The following is a 20,786-nucleotide window of genomic DNA, read 5'->3' on the forward strand; positions in this document are numbered from 1 at the left end:
GGGGTACATATATAACCTGTATAATTGCCTGCTTTTGATAGTCTTAGTCCAACAGCAAGGGCTGAGTTAGTCAGGAACGGAAAACAGTTACAGGCGTTGATCAACGAGATTGCCTGAAATATCAAAAAAAACAGTAACTTAGGTGGTTAAATCACTACTGAAGAAAATTAGCGTTGAGGTCGAGCTCAACGCTAAAAGTACCTGTCTCCCCAGCTATGAGAAAAACTGCTTCGTATTATCGGTATAGCTATTCTTATGGTCGTCATTTTAATCTTATGTGAGTTCGTTGAAAGAGTGTTATGGCAGCAGATTACATCATTCTACGTAAAAATGGGGTGATGGAAGTCCTGGCATTTATAAGTAAGGTGCTAAAAATACTGGGTGACTAGCCCAAAATAATAACTAATATGGCCTTTTATTTAAAGTTGAGAATATCTGTATCCGCTACTTTGGGTTACTTCCAGATCAGGGAGGGAAAATATGTTTAATATCACCAATACGCAATCTGCTGTAAGGAATCAAAGTATTAGTAACGAGGAATTAAAAGAGATACTTCCGGAAGATGAGATATGGAGTAAAATTAGTGTTTTTTTCGCTTCAGAATATCAGATTGAAGTACAAAGCTGCATCGCTTATCTTTGTCATCCACCTGAAACCGCCTCGCCAGAAGAGATCAAAAGTAAGTTTGAATGTTTGAGGACGTTAGCTTTCCCAGCGTATGCGGATAATATTCAATGTAGTAGAGGGGGGACAGACCAATACTGTATTTTGAATGAAAATAGTCAGGAGATCCTGTCTATAATTTTTAATACAGATAGTTATACCGTTGAGTGCGGGGGAGAGACGGTAACCTATACCCGTGAGACAGAAAGCGAGCAGGCGAGTGGCGCTCCAGGCTTCAGCCCCAAAGATGCTGTGAATTATGAGTTAATCTGGTCTGAGTGGGCAAAAGAGGCACCAGCGAAAGAGGCTCAAGGTCGTGAAGAGGCCGTACAACGGATGCGTGACTGCCTGAAAAATAATAAGACGGAACTCCGTCTGAATATATTAGGACTTAACACTATACCCGCCTGTATTCCTGAGCAGATAACTACTCTGATACTCGATCACAATGAACTGAAAAGTTTGCCGGAAAATTTACAGGGAAATATAAAGACCCTGTATGCCAGAAGTAATCAGCTAACCAGTATCCCTGCCACGTTACCGGATACCATACAGGAAATGGATCTGAGCATTAACTTTATTACTGAATTGCCGGAACGTTTGCCTTCAGCGCTTCAATCGCTGGATCTTTTTCATAATAAAATTAGTTGCTTACCTGAAAATCTACCTGAGGAACTTCTGTACCTGAGCGTTTATGATAACAGCATAGGGACACTGCCAGAACATCTTCCGTCAGGGATTACCCATTTGAATGTGCAGAGTAATTCGTTAACCGCTCTGCCCGAAACACTGCCGCCGGGCTTGAAGACTCTGGAGGCCGGCGAAAATGACTTAACCAGTCTGCCCGCATCGTTACCACCAGAATTACAGGTTCTGGATGTAAGTAAAAATCAGATTACTGTTCTGCCTGAAACACTACCTCCCACGATAATAAATCTGGACGTTTCCCGTAACGAATTGATTAACCTACCGGAAAACCTCCCGGTGGCATTACAAGTCATGCAGGCCTCTCGCAATCACCTGGTCCGTCTCCCGGAGTCGTTACCCCATTTTCGTGGTGAAGGACCTCAACCTACAAGAATAATCGTAGAATATAATCCTTTTTCAGAACGAACAATACAGAATATGCAGCGGCTGATGTCCTCTGTAGATTATCAGGGACCCCAGGTATTCTTCGCCATGGGCGACTTTTCAATTGTTCGGGTAACACGACCACTGCATGAAGCTGTCCAGGGTTGGCTAACCTGTCTCGAGGAGGAAGATGTCAACAAATGGCGGGCGTTTGAGGCAGAGGCAAACGCTGCAGCTTTCAGCAGATTCCTGGACTATCTTGGTGATACGCAGAATACCAGACACCCGGATTTTAAGGAACAAGTCTCCGCTTGGCTAATGCGCCTGGCTGATGATAGCGCACTAAGAGAAACCGCATTTATTATAGCGATGGATGCAACGATAAGCTGTGAAGATCGGGTCACACTGACATACCACCAAATGCAGGAAGCGACGTTGGTTCATGATGCTGAAAGAGGCGCCTTTGATAGCCAATTAGCGGAACTGATTATGGCGGGGCGTGAAATCTTTCGGCTGGAGCAAATAGAATCGCTCGCGAGAGAAAAGGTAAAACGGCTGTTTTTTATTGACGAAATTGAAGTATTTCTGGGTTTTCAGAATCAGTTACGAGAGTCGCTGTCGCTGACAACAATGACTCGGGATATGCGGTTCTATAACGTTTCGGGTATCACTGAGTCTGACCTGGACGAGGCGGAAATAAGGATAAAAATTGCTGAAAATAGCGATTTTCACAAATGGTTTGCGTTGTGGGGGCCGTGGCATAAAGTGCTGGAGCGTATAGCGCCAGAAGAGTGGCGTGAAATGATGGATAAAAGGGCTGAGTGTATTGAAACGGATGAGTATCAGATCCGAGTCAACGCTGAACTGGAAGCGTTAGGAATAGCAGGTGATCCTGACGCAGAGCGCATGACTGGGATGCGGATAATGGAAGAGATTAATCAGACCCTCTTTACTGAGAACATGGAGAATGTATTGATGAAAAAAGGGGTGAGCTCGCTCATGAGCGCCTACTGGCGATAGCTGAGCGCAGTTTATCAGAAGGGGGAGAGAGCCTGTTTACCATTCGGTGTAAACAGGCTTCTGATAAGCGCAGCGTCATCCGGTAAATGTCATTAACCCAACGCCTGTAGCGCTTTTTCCAGCGCATTATGTAATAACTGACGATCGTGGCGATAGGGGATATCGCTGGCCTCCAGCACTTCCTGAATCACCACCCGGTCGTTAACCGCGCTGACATCGACTTTCGGTCCAACCACCACTGCGTCAATAACCTTTTTGCCAATATATTGTTCCATCATCGCCAGCTTATCGACCAGCGTTAAACTGGCGGCGGGCAGACTTAATTCGCGGCCCAGATTGCCGATATACACCATTGGCGCCGGGGTGCGCCGCAGTGCCTGCGCCAGTTCATCCAGCAGCAGGCCAGGCATCAGGCTGGTATAAAAACTGCCAGGGCCAATCAGAATCAAATCCGCGTCATTAATGGCCTGTACCGCTTCCCGCGTCGCCGGAACGTTTGGCGTTAACATGATCTCCTGCGGCGGCGTCGCTAACTGATCGATATTCACCTCGCCGTAAACCTCATGCCCCTGTTCGTCAATCGCCATCAGATCTACCGGTAGTTCGGACATCGGGATCAGCTGCGCGTCCACTTTAAGCAGATTACGAATTAGATTGATCGCTTCCAGAGGCCGCACGCTCAGGTGATCTAACGCCTTTAACATCAAATTTCCGAGATTATGACCAGAAAGTTCGCCATTACCGCCAAAACGATACTCAAACATAGCGGATGCGACGCTGGGTTCGGTAATTAACTGGTTCAGACAGTTGCGCATATCGCCCCAGGCGATCCCGCCTTCCGAACGGCGAATACGGCCAGTTGACCCTCCGTTATCCGTGGTAGTAACAATACCGGTCAGGCGTGAACCTAATGAAGAAAGCGAGGAGAGGACGCGTCCTAATCCATGCCCTCCGCCGAGGGCGACGACACGATCCAGGTCAGCCAGCGTACGATTGCGCATAAAAATTCCTGAAGTCAGATAAACAGCGTTACAGTAGCGCAAATGGCGGGTTTTCAGCAATTAGCTAGCAGGCTAAAAGTCGATAAATTGTTTTTAACTACCCCTTTTTAGCGAGGACGTTGTCACCGCTAAATGATGTATATCAATATAAAAGTGCGATTTTCACGTATTCTGTCGTTAAATAGCACGATCATGTCGCTATGTATATGTTTATATAGCGAAAGCGGGATGGCGAAATTGTCATTTACACGCTAGTATCGGCATAACCACAGTAAACACTCTAGCCTCTGCACCTGGGTCATTTTGATACGGTGTTTTGGCCGTGACAACGTTCAGCGTTTGCCACCAGGGCGCAGGAAGAAATGACTCCGCCTCCCGTATTTGGAAAGGTGTACATGGCTTCACAACTTACCGATGCTTTCGCGCGTAAGTTTTATTACTTACGTTTGTCGATTACCGATGTGTGCAACTTTCGTTGCACCTACTGTCTGCCGGATGGCTACAAACCAGGCGGCGTCACTAACAATGGTTTCCTTACCGTCGATCAAATTCGTCGCGTTACGCGCGCTTTTGCCAGTCTTGGCACGGAAAAGGTGCGTCTTACCGGCGGCGAGCCTTCATTACGTCGCGATTTTACCGACATCATTGCCGCCGTAGGTGAAAATGACGCTATTCGCCAGATCGCGGTGACAACTAACGGTTATCGACTGGCGCGTGATGCTGCGAACTGGCGCGAAGCGGGTCTGACGGGCGTCAACGTCAGCGTGGATAGTCTGGATGCGCGTCAGTTCCATGCGATTACCGGTCAGGATAAATTCCGCCAGGTGATGGCGGGCATCGATGCCGCTTTTGACGCCGGTTTCGAAAAGGTGAAAGTCAATACCGTGCTGATGCGCGATGTGAATCACCATCAGTTGGATACCTTCCTTGCATGGATTCAGCCTCGCCCCATTCAGCTACGCTTCATTGAACTTATGGAGACGGGCGAGGGGAGCGACCTCTTCCGTAAACATCATATTTCTGGTCAGGTACTGCGCGACGAGCTGATTACGCGCGGCTGGATCCACCAGCAACGCCAGCGTAGCGATGGCCCGGCGCAGGTTTTTTGTCACCCCGATTATGCCGGTGAGATCGGCCTCATTATGCCGTATGAAAAAGACTTCTGCGCCACCTGTAACCGCCTGCGCGTTTCGTCCGTCGGTAAGCTGCATTTATGTCTGTTTGGCGACGGCGGCTTGAGTTTGCGCGACCTGTTGCAGGATGACGCGCAGCAATACGCGCTTGAGGAACGTATTTCCGACGCGTTGCGGGAGAAAAAGCAGACCCATTTCCTTCACCAGAGCAATACTGGTATTACGCAAAATTTATCCTACATTGGCGGTTAATCCTTAATAAGGAGATTTCAGATGAGTCAGGTAAGCGCTGAATTTATCCCGACCCGCATCGCTATTCTTACTGTTTCCAATCGACGCGGCGAAGACGACGATACCTCCGGTCATTATCTGCGTGATTCGGCGCAGGAGGCCGGGCATCAAGTAGTGGCAAAAGCCATCGTTAAAGAGAACCGTTACGCGATTCGCGCCCAGGTTTCCGCCTGGATTGCCAGTGATGAGGTGCAGGTCGTATTGATGACTGGCGGGACCGGTTTGACCGAAGGCGATCAGGCGCCGGAAGCGCTGTTGCCGCTGTTCGATCGTGAAGTGGAAGGATTTGGCGAAGTGTTTCGAATGCTCTCGTTTGAAGAGATCGGCACCGCAACTCTGCAGTCGCGCGCGGTAGCTGGCGTGGCGAATAACACCTTGATTTTCGCCATGCCGGGCTCCACAAAAGCGTGCAGAACCGCATGGGAGAATATCATTGCGCCGCAGTTGGATGCCCGTACGCGCCCATGTAATTTTCATCCTCATTTAAAGAAATAACGATGTCGCAATTAACCCATATAAACGCCGCAGGCGAAGCGCACATGGTGGACGTTTCCGCCAAAGCGGAAACCGTTCGTGAAGCGCGGGCGGAAGCATTCGTTACCATGCGTAGTGAGACGCTGGCGATGATTATTGATGGCAAACACCACAAGGGCGATGTTTTCGCGACCGCCCGTATTGCCGGTATTCAGGCCGCCAAACGCACCTGGGAGCTGATCCCGCTGTGCCACCCGTTACTGCTAAGTAAAGTGGAGGTTCAGCTTCAGGCCGAGCCGGAGCATCGCCGCGTGCGTATTGAGTCTCTGTGTCGCCTGACCGGTAAAACGGGCGTCGAAATGGAAGCGTTAACCGCGGCGTCCGTCGCAGCGTTAACCATCTACGACATGTGCAAAGCGGTACAAAAAGATATGGTGATTGGTCCGGTGCGTCTGCTGGCGAAAAGCGGCGGCAAATCAGGGGATTTTAAGGTGGATGCGCATGATTAAGGTGCTTTTCTTCGCCCAGGTTCGCGAGCTTACAGGAACTGACGCGCTGGATCTTCCAGCAGATTTTTCCACCGTTGAGTCGCTGCGACAGCATCTGGCGGCAAAGAGCGATCGTTGGGCGATGGCGCTGGAAGACGGCAAGCTGTTGGCGGCGGTCAACCAGACGTTGGTGAGTTTTGACCATCCGCTGACGGCGGGCGATGAAGTGGCGTTTTTCCCGCCAGTCACGGGAGGCTAACATGCGTGAAACGCGAATTATAGTCGGTCCTGCGCCGTTTAGCATCGGGGAGGAATATCCCTGGCTGGCGGCGCGCGACGAAGACGGCGCGGTCGTCACCTTTACCGGAAAAGTGCGCAATCATAACCTGGGCGATAGCGTTAAGGCGCTGACGCTGGAGTATTATCCTGGCATGACAGAGAAAGCTCTGGCGGAGATCGTCGCTGAGGCGCGCTCCCGCTGGCCGCTGGGTCGGGTAACGGTGATTCATCGCGTTGGCGAATTATGGCCGGGCGATGAGATCGTGTTTGTCGGCGTCACCAGCGCGCACCGCAGTAGCGCGTTCGACGCCGGTCAGTTCATTATGGATTATCTGAAAACCCGTGCGCCGTTCTGGAAGCGTGAAGCCACGCCGGAAGGCGATCGCTGGGTTGAAGCGCGCGACAGCGACCAGCAGTCGGCGAAACGTTGGTAGCATAATGTGATACGCTTTAGGGTATCATTTCCACACAGGAGTTTATCATGGACAGATTTCCACGATCTGATTCAATAGTGCAGGCGCGTTCTGGCCTGCAGACCTATATGGCGCAAGTGTATGGCTGGATGACGGTCGGACTGTTACTGACCGCGTTTATCGCGTGGTATGCGGCTAATACGCCAGCCGTCATGATGTTTGTCTTTTCCAGTAAGATCACCTTCTTTGGCTTAATTATTGCCCAGCTTGCGCTGGTGTTTGTTCTGTCGGGACTGGTGCATAAGCTTAGCGCCGGAATGGCGACGACGCTGTTTATGCTCTATTCGGCGCTAACCGGATTGACGTTATCCAGTATTTTTATCGTTTACACCTACTCCTCTATCGCCAGCACGTTTGTGGTGACGGGCGGAATGTTTGGCGCCATGAGCCTGTACGGGTACACCACTAAACGCGATCTTAGCGGTTTCGGCAATATGCTGTTTATGGCGCTTATTGGTATCGTTCTGGCCTCGCTGGTCAATTTTTGGCTGAAGAGTGAAGCGCTGATGTGGGCGGTAACCTATATCGGGGTGGTGGTGTTTGTCGGTCTGACGGCCTATGACACGCAGAAACTGAAAAATATCGGCGAGCAAATAGATACCCGCGATAGCGCTAATCTGCGTAAATATTCGATTCTCGGCGCGTTAACGCTGTACCTGGACTTTATCAACCTGTTCCTGATGTTACTGCGTATTTTTGGCAACCGTCGCTAAGTTTCATTGCCGGATGGCGATGCGCAGCGCCTTATCAGGCCTACGGCACTTTGTAGGCCTGAAAGCTATGCGCCATCAGGCAGTTTCGCACGATCATTTCGCCATCGCCCGTTCGTTTTTCGCCCGCAGCTTTTTCGCCCGGCTCTCCAGGACCAGATAACACACCAGCGCCAGCAACAGGGGAATAAAATAGTAAAGCACGCGGTAAGCGAGCAGGGCGGCGATAATCGTGCCTTGCGACGTATGTTCGCCCGCCAGCAACGCGAGGAATGCGGCCTCCAGCACGCCGATGCCTGCCGGAATATGTACGATGACGCCCGCAATACTGCTCACCAGCAGTACGCCCAGTACAAAGAAATAGTTCACATCCTGGCCCATCAGCAGCCAGATTATGGCGCCCATCGCCATCCAGTTCGCGCTGGAGATCGCCATCTGCGCCAGCGCGAATTTCCATGACGGCAGCACCAGTTTCTGCCCTTTAATCGTCATATGCCGCCGCTTTGCAAAGGCGCAAAACCACAGATAGACCGCGATAATCAACAATAAAACGATACCGAGAATACGTAGCGTGCCTTCATCGATATACCAGTGGTCGGGAAGCTGGACAACGCCGAAGGTAAAAATGATGCCGCCAAGCAGAATATAGCCCAGCCAGTTAGTGGTAATACTGAGCGAGAAAATACGCGTGATAGTACTGCCTGGCAAGCCGAGGCGGGAGTAAAGTCGGTAACGCATTCCGATCCCGCCGACCCAGGTGCTGAGCGTCAGGTTAAAGGCGTAGCAGACGAACGATACCAGCATAACCTGCCGCTTCGCCAGTTTATGGCCGCAATAAAGCCGTCCAAGCAGGTCGTAGCAGCCGTACAGAAGATAGCTAACGATCACCAGTCCCACGGCGCTTAAAAGTGCCGTGCGGTTATAGTCGCGGATGACGGTCCAGACATCGCCCCAGTCGACCTTTTTAGCATAAACCACCAGCAGAACGACGACCGCAATAAAAAACAGCCAGGTCAGCACTTTTTTAGCCAGCCGCCAGCGCGGATGCGATTTAGCCATTAGGGCTTCACTCCTGTATTTTCTGGATCAACGCGATCCTGGGTTTCCATTTCTGGCTGGGCAGGTGGGGGAACCTGCGCCAGATGCGGGGTATGCGCAGGTAGCCAGCCGACCAGCGCCGGGAAATGGCGTAAAAAGTGGAACGCCAGCACGCTTTTGGTCAGGTTCCACCAGGTGCGTTTCGGCAGCATTGACTCATCGACCTGCTTACAATCATTCACGATGATGCCTTGTAAATTATCGCGCAGGGTCTGGTTAAAATTGCGATCGTGAATGATCAGGTTAGCTTCAAGATTAAGCGACAGGCTGAGCGGATCGAGATTACTTGACCCTACCGTGGCCCAGTGATCGTCCATCAGCGCCACTTTGCCGTGCAGCGGACGGCGACGGTATTCATAAACCTGTACGCCGCCCTTCACCAGATAGTTGTAGAGCAACCGCGCGCCGACTTTGACAATCGGCATGTCTGGCTCCCCCTGGACAATCAGTTTTACGCTCACGCCACGGCGGGCGGCTTTACGCATTGCGTGGAGCAAGCGATAGCCGGGGAAAAAATAGGCGTTAGCGATAATCACTTCACGCTTTGCCTGGGTCAGCATTTTCAGATAATGACGTTCGATATCGTCGCGATGCTCTTCGTTATCCCGCCAGACAAACAGCGCCTGCGCCTCGCCGGGCTGGCGGTTTTCTTCTGCCTGATGATGGCGTTTCCACCAGCGGCGCGCAGGGCTTTGCCCCGGCAGGTTCTCGACTTCGAATTGCAGGATATCGGCCACTACAGGCCCTTCGACCCGTACCGCGTAGTCTTGTTTCGCCTGCGGGCCGTAATCCGACATATGCTCGGCGGAATAGTTAATGCCGCCGACAAAGGCAATACGATCATCAATCACCACAATTTTGCGGTGCATTCGGCGGAAGATATTGGTTCGCAACCCCAGTAGACGCGGGCGGGGATCGTAATAGCGAAAAATAACGCCCGCTGCGGTTAACTCACCGACAAACGCGTCGCTGAGATCGGGAGAGCCGTAGCCGTCGAGTAATACTTCGGCTTTTACGCCGCGCTGTGCGGCTTTTAGCAGAGCGGCATGGAGTTTTTTGCCCACCTCATCTTCAAATAAGATAAAGGTTTCCAGAATGATTTTTTGCTGTGCCTGAGCGATAGCCGTAAACACGGCAGGATAGAACTGGTCGCCGTTTTCCAGTAGCTGAATTTGATTACCTTCACGCCAGCCGCATTTCATAGATGGATCTCCGCGCTAAGGGGGGCATGGTCTGATAAATGTCGCCAGTTCCGCAGCGGTAGCGCCGTAGGAGAACTGGCGTTAGCATTCTTGACGTAAATACGATCGAGTCGCAGCAGCGGCATACTCACCGGGAAAGTGCGCGCCGGTCGACCGTGGGCGCGGGTGAATATCTCCTCCAGCCCGGCTGCGTTTAGCGGAGGGCCGGCCTTTTGCCGCCAGTCATTAAAGTCTCCGGCCACCAGTACTGGTTCTGATTCCGGCAAGGCATTCACCCATCCCGCCAGCATGGTTAACTGCGCCTGCCGATGGCTCTCCCGCAGGCCGAGATGCACGCACATGACGTGGATAGGGTGGTTGAGCATGGGCGGCGTAATGCGGCAATAGAGCACGCCGCGTTTTTCGCTACCGTCGACCGAGACGTCGTGATTTTCATAATGTTCAATGGGATAGCGAGAAAGAACCGCATTACCGTGGTGGCCTTCTGGATAGACCGCATTGCGGCCATAGGCGAAATCGCTCCACATGGTGTCGGCCAAAAATTCATAATGGGTGGTGTCCGGCCAGTTTTCGATATGCAGCGGATGCACCTCATGCGCACCCATCACTTCTTGCAGACAGACGATATCGGCGCCGACCGTTCTGACGGCGTCGCGTAGCTCCGGCAGGATGAAGCGTTTATTAAAGGCGGTAAAACCTTTGTGCGTATTAATCGTGAGCACTTTGAATGAAAAATTTCGCGTGTGTTGAGTCATTTTCTTCCTGTCCGCGTCACTATCCTGATTGAAATAGTGTAGTCGTCGTCACAAAAAGATGCGGTCTTACGGAATTTTCCGTAAAGTTCGGTACTCTGAATAATGAGAGAAAAATGCTTCAGGAGAAAAGCCATGAAGTGGCAACAACGCGTTCGTGTCGCAACCGGCCTCGGTTGTTGGCAGATTATGTTGCATTTACTGGTAGTGGCGATGCTGGTAATAGGCTGGATGAGCGGCACATTAGTGCGCGTCGGCCTGGGATTATGCGTGCTTTATGGCGTGACGGTACTGCTGATGCTGGCGTTGCAGCGTCATCATGAGCAACGCTGGCGCGATGTGGCGGATGTGCTGGAAGAGCTGACTACCACCTGGTACTTCGGCACCGCGCTGATTGTCCTCTGGCTGCTATCCCGCGTATTGCAAAATAATGTTTTACTGGCGCTGGCGGGGCTGGCTATCCTGGCCGGGCCCGCCGTGGTTTCGCTACTGGCGAAAGATAAAAAGCTACATCACTTTGCGTCTAAACATCGCATACGCCGCTGAACCTGTGGTGGCCGCTATCACCAGTAGCGGCCACAAACTTCCCCAGACAATCCCCAGACTCGCGTCCTTAAGATAAATTTGCTTAGTAATATCAGTAAAGTGGCGGATAGGGTTTATCCACGTCAAGTTTTGCAGCCAGACCGGCATATTTTCCACCGGTGAGACATAACCCGAGAGCAAAATCGCCGGCATCATAAAGACAAAGACGCCGATAAACGCCTGCTGTTGCGTGGCGCAAAGCGATGATATCAGCAAGCCAAAGCCTACCAGCGACAGCCCGTAAATCACCATCGTGAAATAAAACAGCGCTAACGAACCGGCGAAGGGGATTTGGTACGCCCAAATGCCGATAGCCAGCACGATCGTAGCCTGGAAGGTCGCGACAATCAGCGCCGGCACCGCTTTACCGACGAAAATCTGCCAGGTAGTGAGCGGAGAGACCAGCAGTTGATCCAGAGTGCCTTGTTCACGCTCGCGGGCGACGGACAGCGAAGTAACGATCATCACGCCGATAGTGGTGATCATGGCGATCAGCGAGGGCACCACAAACCACTTGTAGTCCAGATTCGGGTTATACCAGTTGCGTACCACCAGTTCGCTATTGTTGGGCTTTGGCTTGCCGTCCATCAACGCCTGCTGATACTCCTTGACGATCTGTTGCAGATAATTGGCGGCGATTTGCGCGCTGTTGGAGTTACGTCCATCAAGAATGAGTTGCATCGGCGCAGGCTGGAAGGTATCCAGATTCCGCGAGAAATCCGCCGGGAAGCGCACCAGCAGCAGCGCTTTTTGCGTATCAATAGTCGGCTGGATCTCCTGCGGACTGTTCAGCAACAGCACATGGGTAAACGCTTTCGCGCGGGCAAAGCGCTGGGTAAGTTCTACCGAATGTTTGCCGTTATCTTCGTTATAAATGGCGATGGTCGCGTTAGTGACTTCAAGCGTCGCGGCGAACGGAAACAGGATAACCTGAATCAGCACCGGCAGAATCAGGATCGCGCGCGTTTGCGGTTCGCGTAAAAGCGATTGCAGTTCTTTGCGGATTAACGTCCATAAACGATGAAACATAGTCTTGCCCTCAGTGCCGGATAGCAAATCATCAGTCCAGCCGTCGTTTGGTTTTTAGCCACGTCAGGCCAATAAACATCACCGCCGAGGCGATTAAAAACAGTACGTTAATGCCTAACACGACCGGAATATTGCCAGCCAGAAACAGACTTTGCAGGGTACTGACAAAATAGCGCGCCGGAATAATATAGGTCACCGCGCGGATCACCGCAGGCATACTGTCTATCTGGAAGATAAACCCGGACAGCATAATCGAGGGTAAAAAGGCGGCGTTCAGCGCCACCTGCGCGGCGTTAAACTGGTTACGAGTGATGGTGGAAATCAACAGCCCCATCCCCAACGTACTCAGTAAAAACAGACTGGTGATGATAAACAGAATCACCAGCGAACCGCGATACGGTACGCCGAGAATAAACACCGATACCAGCATGCAGAGCAGCATCGCCAGCATACCGAGAAAGTAATAGGGAATAAGCTTACACAGCAGCAGTTCAACACGCGTCACTTCGGTTGAGAGCAGCGCCTCCATCGTGCCACGCTCCCATTCGCGGGCAACGACCAGCGAGGTGAGGATCGCGCCAATTACCGTCATGATAATGGTCACTGCCCCGGGAATAATAAAATGTTGACTGATCGCCGCCGGGTTAAACCAGTAGCGCGTCTGAACATCGATGAGCGGTTCAAAAGTGTCGCCGCGATCTTCCGCCCGCTGTTGTTGCCAGATTTGCCAGATGCCTTCAACATAACCCTGAACGAAGTTGGCGGTGTTTGGCTCACTGCCATCGGTAATAACCTGAATTGGCGCGCTGTCACCGGCGCGCGCCATTTGTTGCGCGAAATCCACCGGAATCACCACCAGTCCGCGAATGCGTCCGGCCTGCATTTTTTCAATTAATTCATGGCGATTATCGCTAATGGTCGCGTCGATATAGGGTGAACCGGTCATCGCATGAGTGAAGTCCAGCGCCTCCTTGCTTTGCTGTTCAAGCAGAATCCCCACCCGCAGCTTGCTGGAGTCGAGGTTAATGCCGTAACCGAAAATAAACAGCAACAGCAGCGGGATCACCACCGCAATCAGCCAGCTACTGGGATCGCGAACGATCTGGCGCGTCTCTTTGACGCACAACGCACGCACGCGGCGCCAGGAGAGAGACTTACTCATGCGTATGCTCCTTATCCCAGTCATTGATGAGAGTGATAAATGCCTGCTCCATCGTCGGATCGGCCTGTTGCTCATCGGCGGCCTGCGCTTTGAGATCGTCCGGCGTACCGCTGGCGATAAGCTTCCCGCGATAAACCAGTCCGATGCGATCGCAATATTCCGCCTCATCCATAAAGTGGGTCGTCACCATTACCGTGACCCCTTTTTCCACCATGCTATTAATATGCAGCCAAAATTCACGGCGGGTGAGGGGATCAACCCCGGACGTTGGTTCATCAAGGAATAAAATATCCGGTTCGTGCATCAGCGAGCAGGCCAGCGCCAGTCGCTGTTTAAAGCCCAGCGGCAGCGCATCGGTGGGATGCGAAGCAATGCTTTTCAGACCAAACGCTTCGCTCATGCGCTGAATTTTGTCATTCTGCGCGCGGCCCCGCAAACCGTAGACGCCAGAGAAAAAACGCAGGTTCTGCTCGACCGTCAGGTTGCCGTAAAGCGAAAATTTTTGCGCCATATAGCCCAAATGCTGACGGGCTTTGCCGGAGCTGACTTTCAGGTCCATATCCAGCACCAGCGCCTTGCCGGACGTCGGCACCAGTAGGCCGCACATCATTTTAAAGGTGGTTGATTTACCTGCGCCGTTCGGGCCGAGCAGGCCAAAAATCTCGCCGCGCTGTACGACGAAATTAACATGGTCTGTGGCCGCGAAATCGCCAAATTTTTTCGTCAGTTCCTGCGCTTCAATCACCGTTTCGCCGGGAGTGCCTTCAACCGTATGAAGGATTGAACCCAGCGGAGACTCCGCGGTTCCCGCCCCGCCAAGCAGATCGATAAACGCATCTTCGAAGCGCGGCGCGGTCTCATTGAGGGTGATTTCCGGCATCCCTTCGGCCTGACGAATCTCTGCTGCGGTCGCCTCTTTTTTCAGGATCAGGCGTACCGAACGTCCCTGAATCATGCCGTCGCTCACCTGCGGCAGTCTGAGCGCTCGCTGTAGCAACTTACGGTTGTTTTCCTGTGGACTGCTCATCAGAAAGCTACGACCGGCCATCGTTTGCGTCAGCGCTTTAGGTTCGCCCTGATAGAGCAGCTCGCCTTCATTCATCAGTAGCACATCGCGACACTGTTCGGCTTCATCCAGATAGGAGGTGCTCCATAAAATCAGCATCCCGTCGCCCGCCAGTTCGTGGACCATTTGCCACAACTCGCGCCGTGAAATCGGGTCAACGCCAACGCCCGGTTCATCCAACAGCAGCACTTTTGGTTCGCCGACCAGCGTACAGGCCAGCCCCAGTTTTTGCTTCATTCCGCCGGACAATTTCCCCGCCAGACGGCCAGTAAAAGGGCCGAGGGCGGTAAACTCCAACAAACGGGCAAAGGTCTTTTCCCGTATCTCGCCGGTAACGCTGCGCAAATCGGCATAGAGATTAAGGTTCTCCATGACGGTAAGATCTTCATACAGACCGAATTTCTGCGGCATATAGCCCAGAACCGCGTGCAGCTCGCTGTCGTTTTGTATCGGGTCGAAGCCCAATACAGACGCGCTGCCGCCATCGGCTTTGAGCAGGCCCGCCAGCATACGCATCAGCGTGGTTTTTCCTGCGCCGTCCGGCCCTACCAGTCCGGTGACATAACCGGAATGAATGGTACAGTCGAGCGGCGCGACGGCGGGTTTATCCATTCCCGCAAAGCGCTTCGTCAGACCGTGCAGTGTAATAACGGCCTCACTCATGCCGTGCCTCGTCATTAAATTTCACCGTGACCGGCATCCCCTGGCGTAACGCATCGTCCGCATCGGTGACGATAATGCGCAGGCGATAGACGAGATCGGTACGCAGATCCGGCGTTTCGACAGTTTTCGGCGTAAATTCCGCGGTGGGCGAAACGAAACCAATCTTGCCGTGGTAAGGTTTGTCAGGACGTCCGTCGGTATACAACAGAATGTCGCGTCCCGGCTGTGTCTGACTGAGGTTGCGTTCATCGACATAGGCGCGCACCCAGACGGGGCGGGTCAGCGAGAGCGTTAATACCGTGCTGCCGGCGTTCAGCATACTGCCCGGCTCGACCGCGCGAGTGAGCAAGGTCCCGTTGGCAGGCGCGATAAGCGTGGTGTCCTGCAAATCAAGCTGCGCCTGCGCCAGTTGGGCCTTTGCCTGTTCCAGGCTGGCTTTCGCCTGGGCGATATCCTGTTCACGATTACCGGTACGGTACTGGCTCAGTTTATCCTGCGCGGATTTCAGCGTCGCCTGCGCCTGATCGCGCGATGAGCGGGCGTTTTCCAGATCGTTAGCGGAAATGGTGCGGCTTTTCCACAGTCCTTGCTGACGGTTATAAAAGTTTTGCGCGTAGTCATAGGCGGCTTGCGCTTGTCTGACGGCGGCGGCGGCCTGGGCTATCTCTTCATCGCGATAGCCTGCCAGCATCAAATCGTATTGCGCCTGAGCGACCGACACGCCAGCTTTCGCCTGCATCAGCGCGTTTTCGTATGGCGCGTGATCCAGTTCGCCGAGCACCTGTCCGACTTTGATAGTATCGCCTTCATCAACATTCAGCGACGCCAGCCTGCCGCCGACGCGAAAGCTGATATTGACGGTACGAATATCGACATTACCGTATAGCGTCAGCCCATCGTCCTGCCGACTTTGATACCACCAGGTTCCACCGGCAATCACAGCGACGATCGCTGCGATTACCAGTCCGATAACGACAGGTTTTTTCATCAGTCCAGACTCCTTTGCGTTAAACCGTGCAGAATAAGATCGATGTGGCAGGTTACCGTCTGGTAAATCAGCTCCGCTTTTTCTTCATCAAACTGCGGCCAGCCGGTACGTAACAAAATAGTTTCTTTGCCGAGACGAAACGCCAGCACTTCGCCCAGTAAGGCATGGGTATGCAAAATCATGCGCGTATCATTGGCGTCGCAGCCAGTATAAGCGGCAACCAATCTTGTCAGATGGGTGTGCAACGGATCGATAACCTGTTCATGAACCAGTTGATAGGCCGACGTGGGAGAGAGCTGCTCGCGTGAAATAAATTTACTCAGGTTAACGGTGTCTTCCTGCGTCAGCAGCATAATCATGTTCTTGCAGGCGAGCAGAATTAACTCGCGTATGGCGTCCCGGTCAGGATCTGGCTGGCTAAACAGATGTTCCGCTTTTTCAGCATGGGGGCGAAATTTTTCGCCAAGAAAATCGGCAATCCACTGGGCGCAGGCGAGGTATAAATCCTCTTTTGAGCCGAAATAGTAAGTAATGGCGGCAATATTTTGCCCCGCCAGCGCGGCGATATCGCGCGTGGTGGCATGGAGGCCATACTCGCCAAACTGCGCCAGCGCGGCGGCAATTAGCTGGCTTTTCGCCTGCTCGCCCTTGGTGGTCGTGGTGGGAATATTCATCACACGCCCTAATTCTTAATCAATCGATTGATTAAGATTATGACTCATAATGGCACTTGTCCAGTGTGGTCGATTAATTTGTCTTTGCCACCTTTCGGGATAATTTATGCGCCGCATCACAAAAACTGCTACACTCCGCCCCTTCATGACATTGTGGTTTTTGTCATTCCAAATTTGAGCATCTCCCTGAAAACTACACCGGCAACGGTCGGGGCGGTCCGGAGTAGTTATGTCTTTTGATTCCCTGGGATTAAACCCTGATATCCTGCGCGCCATTGCCGAGCAGGGTTACCGTGAACCTACCCCTATTCAGCAGCAGGCGATTCCCGCCGTGCTGGAAGGCCGCGATCTGATGGCCAGCGCCCAGACCGGGACCGGTAAAACGGCGGGCTTTACCCTGCCATTGTTGCAGCATCTGATTACCCATCAGCCGCACGCTAAAGGTCGTCGTCCGGTGCGTGCGTTGATCCTCACGCCAACCCGCGAGCTGGCGGCGCAAATTGGCGAAAACGTCAGAGATTACAGTAAATATCTTAACATTCGCTCGCTGGTGGTATTTGGCGGCGTAAGCATCAATCCGCAGATGATGAAACTGCGCGGCGGCGTGGATGTGCTGGTGGCGACGCCGGGACGTCTGCTTGACCTGGAACATCAAAATGCCGTGAAGCTGGATCAGATTGAGATTCTGGTACTGGATGAAGCCGACCGTATGCTGGATATGGGCTTCATTCATGACATTCGTCGCGTGCTGGCGAAACTGCCGGCGAAGCGTCAGAACCTGCTGTTCTCCGCCACTTTCTCCGACGACATCAAAGCGCTCGCCGAAAAGCTGTTGCACAACCCTTTGGAAATCGAAGTGGCGCGCCGCAATACGGCCTCAGAGCAGGTGACGCAGCACGTGCATTTTGTGGATAAAAAACGTAAGCGTGAATTGTTGTCGCAAATGATTGGCCAGGGCAACTGGCAGCAGGTGTTGGTCTTCACCCGCACCAAACATGGCGCGAACCATCTGGCGGAACAGCTTAATAAAGACGGTATTCGCAGCGCGGCGATCCACGGTAATAAATCGCAGGGCGCACGTACCCGCGCGCTGGCCGATTTTAAATCCGGCGATATTCGCGTGCTGGTGGCGACGGATATTGCGGCGCGTGGTCTGGATATTGAAGAACTGCCGCACGTGGTCAACTATGAACTGCCTAACGTGCCGGAAGATTATGTACACCGTATTGGCCGTACCGGTCGCGCGGCGGCAACCGGCGAGGCGCTGTCGCTGGTCTGTGTTGACGAACATAAACTGTTGCGTGATATCGAAAAGTTGCTGAAAAAAGAGATCCCACGCATTACGACGCCGGGCTATGAGCCGGACCCGTCGATTAAAGCGGAGCCGATTCAGAATGGCCGTCAGCAGCGCGGCGGCGGTCGTGGACGCGGTCAAAGTCAAGGCGGAGCGGGGCGCAGTCAGCAGCCGCGACGTCAGGATAGCGGGGCGCCGAAGGCGAAATCAAAACCGCGCGCAGGCGAGGGGAAACCCGCTGGCGACAAAGCGCGTCCGCCGCGTCGCCCGCGCAGAATCACGCCCGCCCAGTAAATTTTATCCGGCAATATGCCCGGTAGCGCGACGCCTACCGGGCCTGCGTATGACGCGGCGTAGGCGGATCAGGCGCTTGTCGCCGCCATCCGGCAGATAAAAGCGGCGTTGCGAGCCGTATTCCAGAACCGGCAAAAAAGGTATTTCCCGCCCCTGAAATGTGACACAATAGTGGCTGTTTATACAGTACTTCAGGTTTTCTCATGGCATTGACCGCTGCGCTGAAAGCGCAAATCGCCGCCTGGTATAAGGCGCTTCAGGACCAGATTCCCGACTTTATTCCCCGTGCGCCGCAGCGGCAGATGATTGCTGACGTCGCCAGAACGCTGGCCGGGGAAGAAGGGAGACATCTGGCTATTGAAGCGCCGACCGGCGTCGGGAAAACCCTTTCCTATCTTATTCCCGGCATCGCCATTGCCCGGGAAGAGCAAAAAACGCTGGTGGTCAGTACCGCTAACGTGGCGTTACAGGATCAGATCTTTAGCAAAGATTTGCCGCTGCTACGAAAAATCATCCCCGATCTGCGCTTTACCGCCGCCTTTGGCCGCGGGCGTTACGTGTGTCCGCGAAACCTGACGGCGCTCGCCAGTAGCGAGCCTACGCAGCAGGATCTGCTCGCCTTTCTTGATGACGAACTGACGCCTAACAACCAGGAAGAGCAAAAGCGCTGCGCCAGGCTGAAAGGGGATCTTGACGGTTACAAATGGGATGGTCTGCGGGATCATACCGACATTGCTATTGACGACGATCTGTGGCGACGATTAAGTACCGATAAAGCCAGTTGTCTGAACCGCAACTGTCACTATTACCGCGAATGTCCATTCTTTGTCGCCCGACGTGAAATACAGGAAGCGGAAGTCGTGGTGGCGAATCACGCGTTGGTAATGGCGGCGATGGAAAGCGAAGCCGTACTGCCGGAACCGAAGCATCTGCTGCTGGTACTGGATGAAGGTCATCATCTGCCCGATGTCGCTCGCGACGCGCTGGAGATGAGCGCGGAAATTACCGCCTCCTGGTATCGTCTGCAACTGGATCTGTTCAACAAACTGGTGGCGACCTGCATGGAGCAATTTCGTCCTAAAACCACGCCGCCGTTAGCGAATCCTGAGCGACTTAACGCTCATTGCGAGGAGGTATACGAGCTGATCGCCTCGCTCAATGCCATTCTTAATCTGTATATGCCCGCAGCGCAGGAGGCGGAGCACCGTTTTGCAATGGGCGAGTTGCCCGCTGAGGTCATGGAAATCTGCCAGCGGCTGGCGAAGCTGACCGAAACGCTGCGTGGGCTGGCGGAGTCCTTTCTCAACGATCTCAGCGAAAAAACCGGGTCGCACGATATTGTGCGTTTGCATCGGGTGATTTTACAGATGAACCGGGCGCTGGGAATGTTCGAGGCGCAAAGTAAATTATGGCGGCTGGCTTCGATGGCGCAGTCTTCAGGCGCGCCGGTGTCCAAATGGGCGACGCGCGAAATACGCGAAGGGCAGCTCCACGTCTGGTTCCATTGTGTCGGTATCCGCGTCAGCGATCAGCTGGAAAGATTGTTATGGCGCAGCGTACCGCACATTATTGTCACCTCGGCGACGCTGCGCTCGCTTAATAGCTTTTCGCGCCTGCAGGAAATGAGCGGCTTAAAAGAAAAAGCCGGCGACCGCTTTGTAGCGCTGGATTCGCCATTTAATCATGTGGAGCAGGGGAAATTGGTGATTCCTCAAATGCGCTACGAACCCACCATTGATAACGAAGAGCAGCATATAGCCGAAATGGCGGCCTATTTTCGCGAGCAACTGGAGAGCAAAAAACATCATGGTATGCTGGTGCTATTCGCCAGCGGGCGGGCGATGCAGCGTTTTCTGGAGCATGTCGCTGATGTGCGCTTACTCCTCCTGGTCCAGGGCGATCAGCCGCGTTACCGGCTGGTGGAGCTGCACCGTAAACGGGTGGAGAGCGGCGAACGCAGCGTGCTGGTTGGGCTTCAGTCTTTTGCCGAAGGGCTGGATCTTAAAGGCGATCTGCTGACGCAGGTCCATATCCATAAAATTGCCTTCCCGCCGATTGACAGCCCGGTCGTGATCACTGAAGGCGAATGGCTAAAAAGCCTGAATCGTTATCCGTTTGAGGTACAAAGCTTACCAAGTGCGTCTTTTAATTTAATTCAGCAGGTAGGGCGATTGATCCGTAGCCACGCCTGTCGGGGAGAAGTGGTCATTTATGATAAGCGTTTGTTGACCAAAAACTACGGACAGCGTTTATTGAATGCCTTACCTGTTTTTCCGATAGAGCAGCCTGCCGTGCCAGACGTTATAGTAAAACCAAAAGCAAAACCTGCACGCCGCCGACGGCGTTAATGCTGTGAGCACACTTTAAGGAGCTTTC

19 protein-coding genes and 1 riboswitch are annotated in these 20,786 nt (G+C 53.1%); of the genes, 10 read left to right on the plus strand and 9 right to left on the minus strand.

Translation table 11 applies throughout. The annotated features are described in order from the left end of the window. Positions 1 to 480 precede the first annotated feature (480 nt). Entirely contained in the window at positions 481 to 2,754 is a 2,274-nt protein-coding gene (gene slrP, locus AC3G3F_RS11705; RefSeq protein ID WP_488395021.1) for an SPI-1 type III secretion system effector E3 ubiquitin transferase SlrP, read from the plus strand. Between the two features lie 92 nt (positions 2,755 to 2,846). On the opposite strand, the gene yvcK is transcribed toward slrP, so the two are convergent. Further along, the gene (gene yvcK, locus AC3G3F_RS11710; RefSeq protein ID WP_023248174.1) at positions 2,847 to 3,755 is read right to left on the minus strand and encodes a uridine diphosphate-N-acetylglucosamine-binding protein YvcK; all 909 of its coding nucleotides are present in this window, start codon (positions 3,753 to 3,755) and stop codon (positions 2,847 to 2,849) included. Positions 3,756 to 4,019: 264 nt separating this feature from the next. After that, positions 4,020 to 4,163: riboswitch (molybdenum cofactor riboswitch) on the plus strand. Between yvcK and moaA the strand changes: the two genes are divergently transcribed. The 6 genes from moaA to AC3G3F_RS11740 all read left to right on the plus strand — a co-directional run bounded on the left by moaA (position 4,151) and on the right by AC3G3F_RS11740 (position 7,606). Then, positions 4,151 to 5,140: a GTP 3',8-cyclase MoaA gene (moaA, locus tag AC3G3F_RS11715; RefSeq protein WP_488395023.1), complete on the plus strand. Its 990-nt coding sequence runs from the start codon at positions 4,151 to 4,153 to the stop codon at positions 5,138 to 5,140. It overlaps the preceding riboswitch by 13 nt. Before the next feature lie 21 nt (positions 5,141 to 5,161). Then, positions 5,162 to 5,674, plus strand: a complete 513-nt coding sequence (moaB, locus tag AC3G3F_RS11720) for a molybdenum cofactor biosynthesis protein B (RefSeq protein WP_053510092.1) — start codon at positions 5,162 to 5,164, stop codon at positions 5,672 to 5,674. A 2-nt stretch (positions 5,675 to 5,676) separates the two neighbouring features. Further along, positions 5,677 to 6,162: a cyclic pyranopterin monophosphate synthase MoaC gene (gene moaC, locus AC3G3F_RS11725; protein ID WP_023248171.1), complete on the plus strand. Its 486-nt coding sequence runs from the start codon at positions 5,677 to 5,679 to the stop codon at positions 6,160 to 6,162. Then, positions 6,155 to 6,400 (plus strand): molybdopterin synthase sulfur carrier subunit, encoded by a 246-nt coding sequence (gene moaD, locus AC3G3F_RS11730; RefSeq protein WP_023248170.1) that lies wholly within the window; start codon positions 6,155 to 6,157, stop codon positions 6,398 to 6,400. The genes moaC and moaD overlap by 8 nt, the downstream gene beginning before the upstream one ends. A 1-nt stretch (position 6,401) precedes the next feature. Then, positions 6,402 to 6,854, plus strand: a complete 453-nt coding sequence (moaE, locus tag AC3G3F_RS11735; RefSeq protein WP_023248169.1) for a molybdopterin synthase catalytic subunit MoaE — start codon at positions 6,402 to 6,404, stop codon at positions 6,852 to 6,854. A gap of 47 nt (positions 6,855 to 6,901) precedes the next feature. After that, entirely contained in the window at positions 6,902 to 7,606 is a 705-nt protein-coding gene (locus AC3G3F_RS11740) for a Bax inhibitor-1/YccA family protein (RefSeq protein ID WP_000373611.1), read from the plus strand. Between the two features lie 93 nt (positions 7,607 to 7,699). Here AC3G3F_RS11740 and AC3G3F_RS11745 read toward each other — a convergent pair whose 3' ends face one another. Genes AC3G3F_RS11745 through AC3G3F_RS11755 form a run of 3 tightly spaced genes read right to left on the minus strand, consistent with a single transcriptional unit; the run spans position 7,700 to position 10,658 of the window. After that, on the minus strand, positions 7,700 to 8,662 hold the full coding sequence (locus AC3G3F_RS11745) for a lysylphosphatidylglycerol synthase transmembrane domain-containing protein (protein ID WP_488395025.1): 963 nt from the start codon (positions 8,660 to 8,662) through the stop codon (positions 7,700 to 7,702). Then, on the minus strand, positions 8,662 to 9,903 hold the full coding sequence (gene clsB / locus AC3G3F_RS11750; protein ID WP_053529665.1) for a cardiolipin synthase ClsB: 1,242 nt from the start codon (positions 9,901 to 9,903) through the stop codon (positions 8,662 to 8,664). The genes AC3G3F_RS11745 and clsB overlap by 1 nt, the downstream gene beginning before the upstream one ends. Beyond that, the gene (locus tag AC3G3F_RS11755; RefSeq protein WP_488395027.1) at positions 9,900 to 10,658 is read right to left on the minus strand and encodes an endonuclease/exonuclease/phosphatase family protein; all 759 of its coding nucleotides are present in this window, start codon (positions 10,656 to 10,658) and stop codon (positions 9,900 to 9,902) included. The genes clsB and AC3G3F_RS11755 overlap by 4 nt, the downstream gene beginning before the upstream one ends. 132 nt (positions 10,659 to 10,790) lie before the next feature. On the opposite strand from AC3G3F_RS11755, the gene AC3G3F_RS11760 reads away from it, so the two are divergent. Further along, the gene (locus AC3G3F_RS11760; RefSeq protein WP_000871970.1) at positions 10,791 to 11,201 is read left to right on the plus strand and encodes a YbhQ family protein; all 411 of its coding nucleotides are present in this window, start codon (positions 10,791 to 10,793) and stop codon (positions 11,199 to 11,201) included. On the opposite strand, the gene AC3G3F_RS11765 is transcribed toward AC3G3F_RS11760, so the two are convergent. From AC3G3F_RS11765 to cecR, 5 genes are read right to left on the minus strand one after another with little or no spacing between them, the layout of a single operon-like run. Beyond that, positions 11,163 to 12,269, minus strand: a complete 1,107-nt coding sequence (locus tag AC3G3F_RS11765) for an ABC transporter permease (protein WP_000469042.1) — start codon at positions 12,267 to 12,269, stop codon at positions 11,163 to 11,165. The genes AC3G3F_RS11760 and AC3G3F_RS11765 overlap by 39 nt on opposite strands. 31 nt (positions 12,270 to 12,300) lie before the next feature. After that, positions 12,301 to 13,431 carry an ABC transporter permease gene (locus AC3G3F_RS11770; protein WP_046093642.1) on the minus strand — a complete coding sequence of 377 codons (1,131 nt, stop codon included), beginning with the start codon at positions 13,429 to 13,431 and terminating at the stop codon, positions 12,301 to 12,303. Beyond that, complete coding sequence (locus AC3G3F_RS11775; protein ID WP_488395030.1) at positions 13,424 to 15,160, minus strand: ATP-binding cassette domain-containing protein; 1,737 nt, start codon at positions 15,158 to 15,160, stop codon at positions 13,424 to 13,426. The genes AC3G3F_RS11770 and AC3G3F_RS11775 overlap by 8 nt, the downstream gene beginning before the upstream one ends. Then, the gene (gene hlyD / locus AC3G3F_RS11780) at positions 15,153 to 16,148 is read right to left on the minus strand and encodes a secretion protein HlyD (RefSeq protein ID WP_000743446.1); all 996 of its coding nucleotides are present in this window, start codon (positions 16,146 to 16,148) and stop codon (positions 15,153 to 15,155) included. The genes AC3G3F_RS11775 and hlyD overlap by 8 nt, the downstream gene beginning before the upstream one ends. Then, complete coding sequence (gene cecR / locus AC3G3F_RS11785; RefSeq protein WP_046093640.1) at positions 16,148 to 16,822, minus strand: transcriptional regulator CecR; 675 nt, start codon at positions 16,820 to 16,822, stop codon at positions 16,148 to 16,150. The genes hlyD and cecR overlap by 1 nt, the downstream gene beginning before the upstream one ends. Positions 16,823 to 17,051: 229 nt before the next feature. Between cecR and rhlE the strand changes: the two genes are divergently transcribed. Beyond that, entirely contained in the window at positions 17,052 to 18,410 is a 1,359-nt protein-coding gene (rhlE, locus tag AC3G3F_RS11790; RefSeq protein WP_488395032.1) for an ATP-dependent RNA helicase RhlE, read from the plus strand. 203 nt (positions 18,411 to 18,613) lie between these two features. Further along, the gene (dinG, locus tag AC3G3F_RS11795; protein WP_488395034.1) at positions 18,614 to 20,758 is read left to right on the plus strand and encodes an ATP-dependent DNA helicase DinG; all 2,145 of its coding nucleotides are present in this window, start codon (positions 18,614 to 18,616) and stop codon (positions 20,756 to 20,758) included. Positions 20,759 to 20,786: the final 28 nt, after the last annotated feature.

This window comes from Salmonella sp. FC25216, from assembly GCF_057751355.1.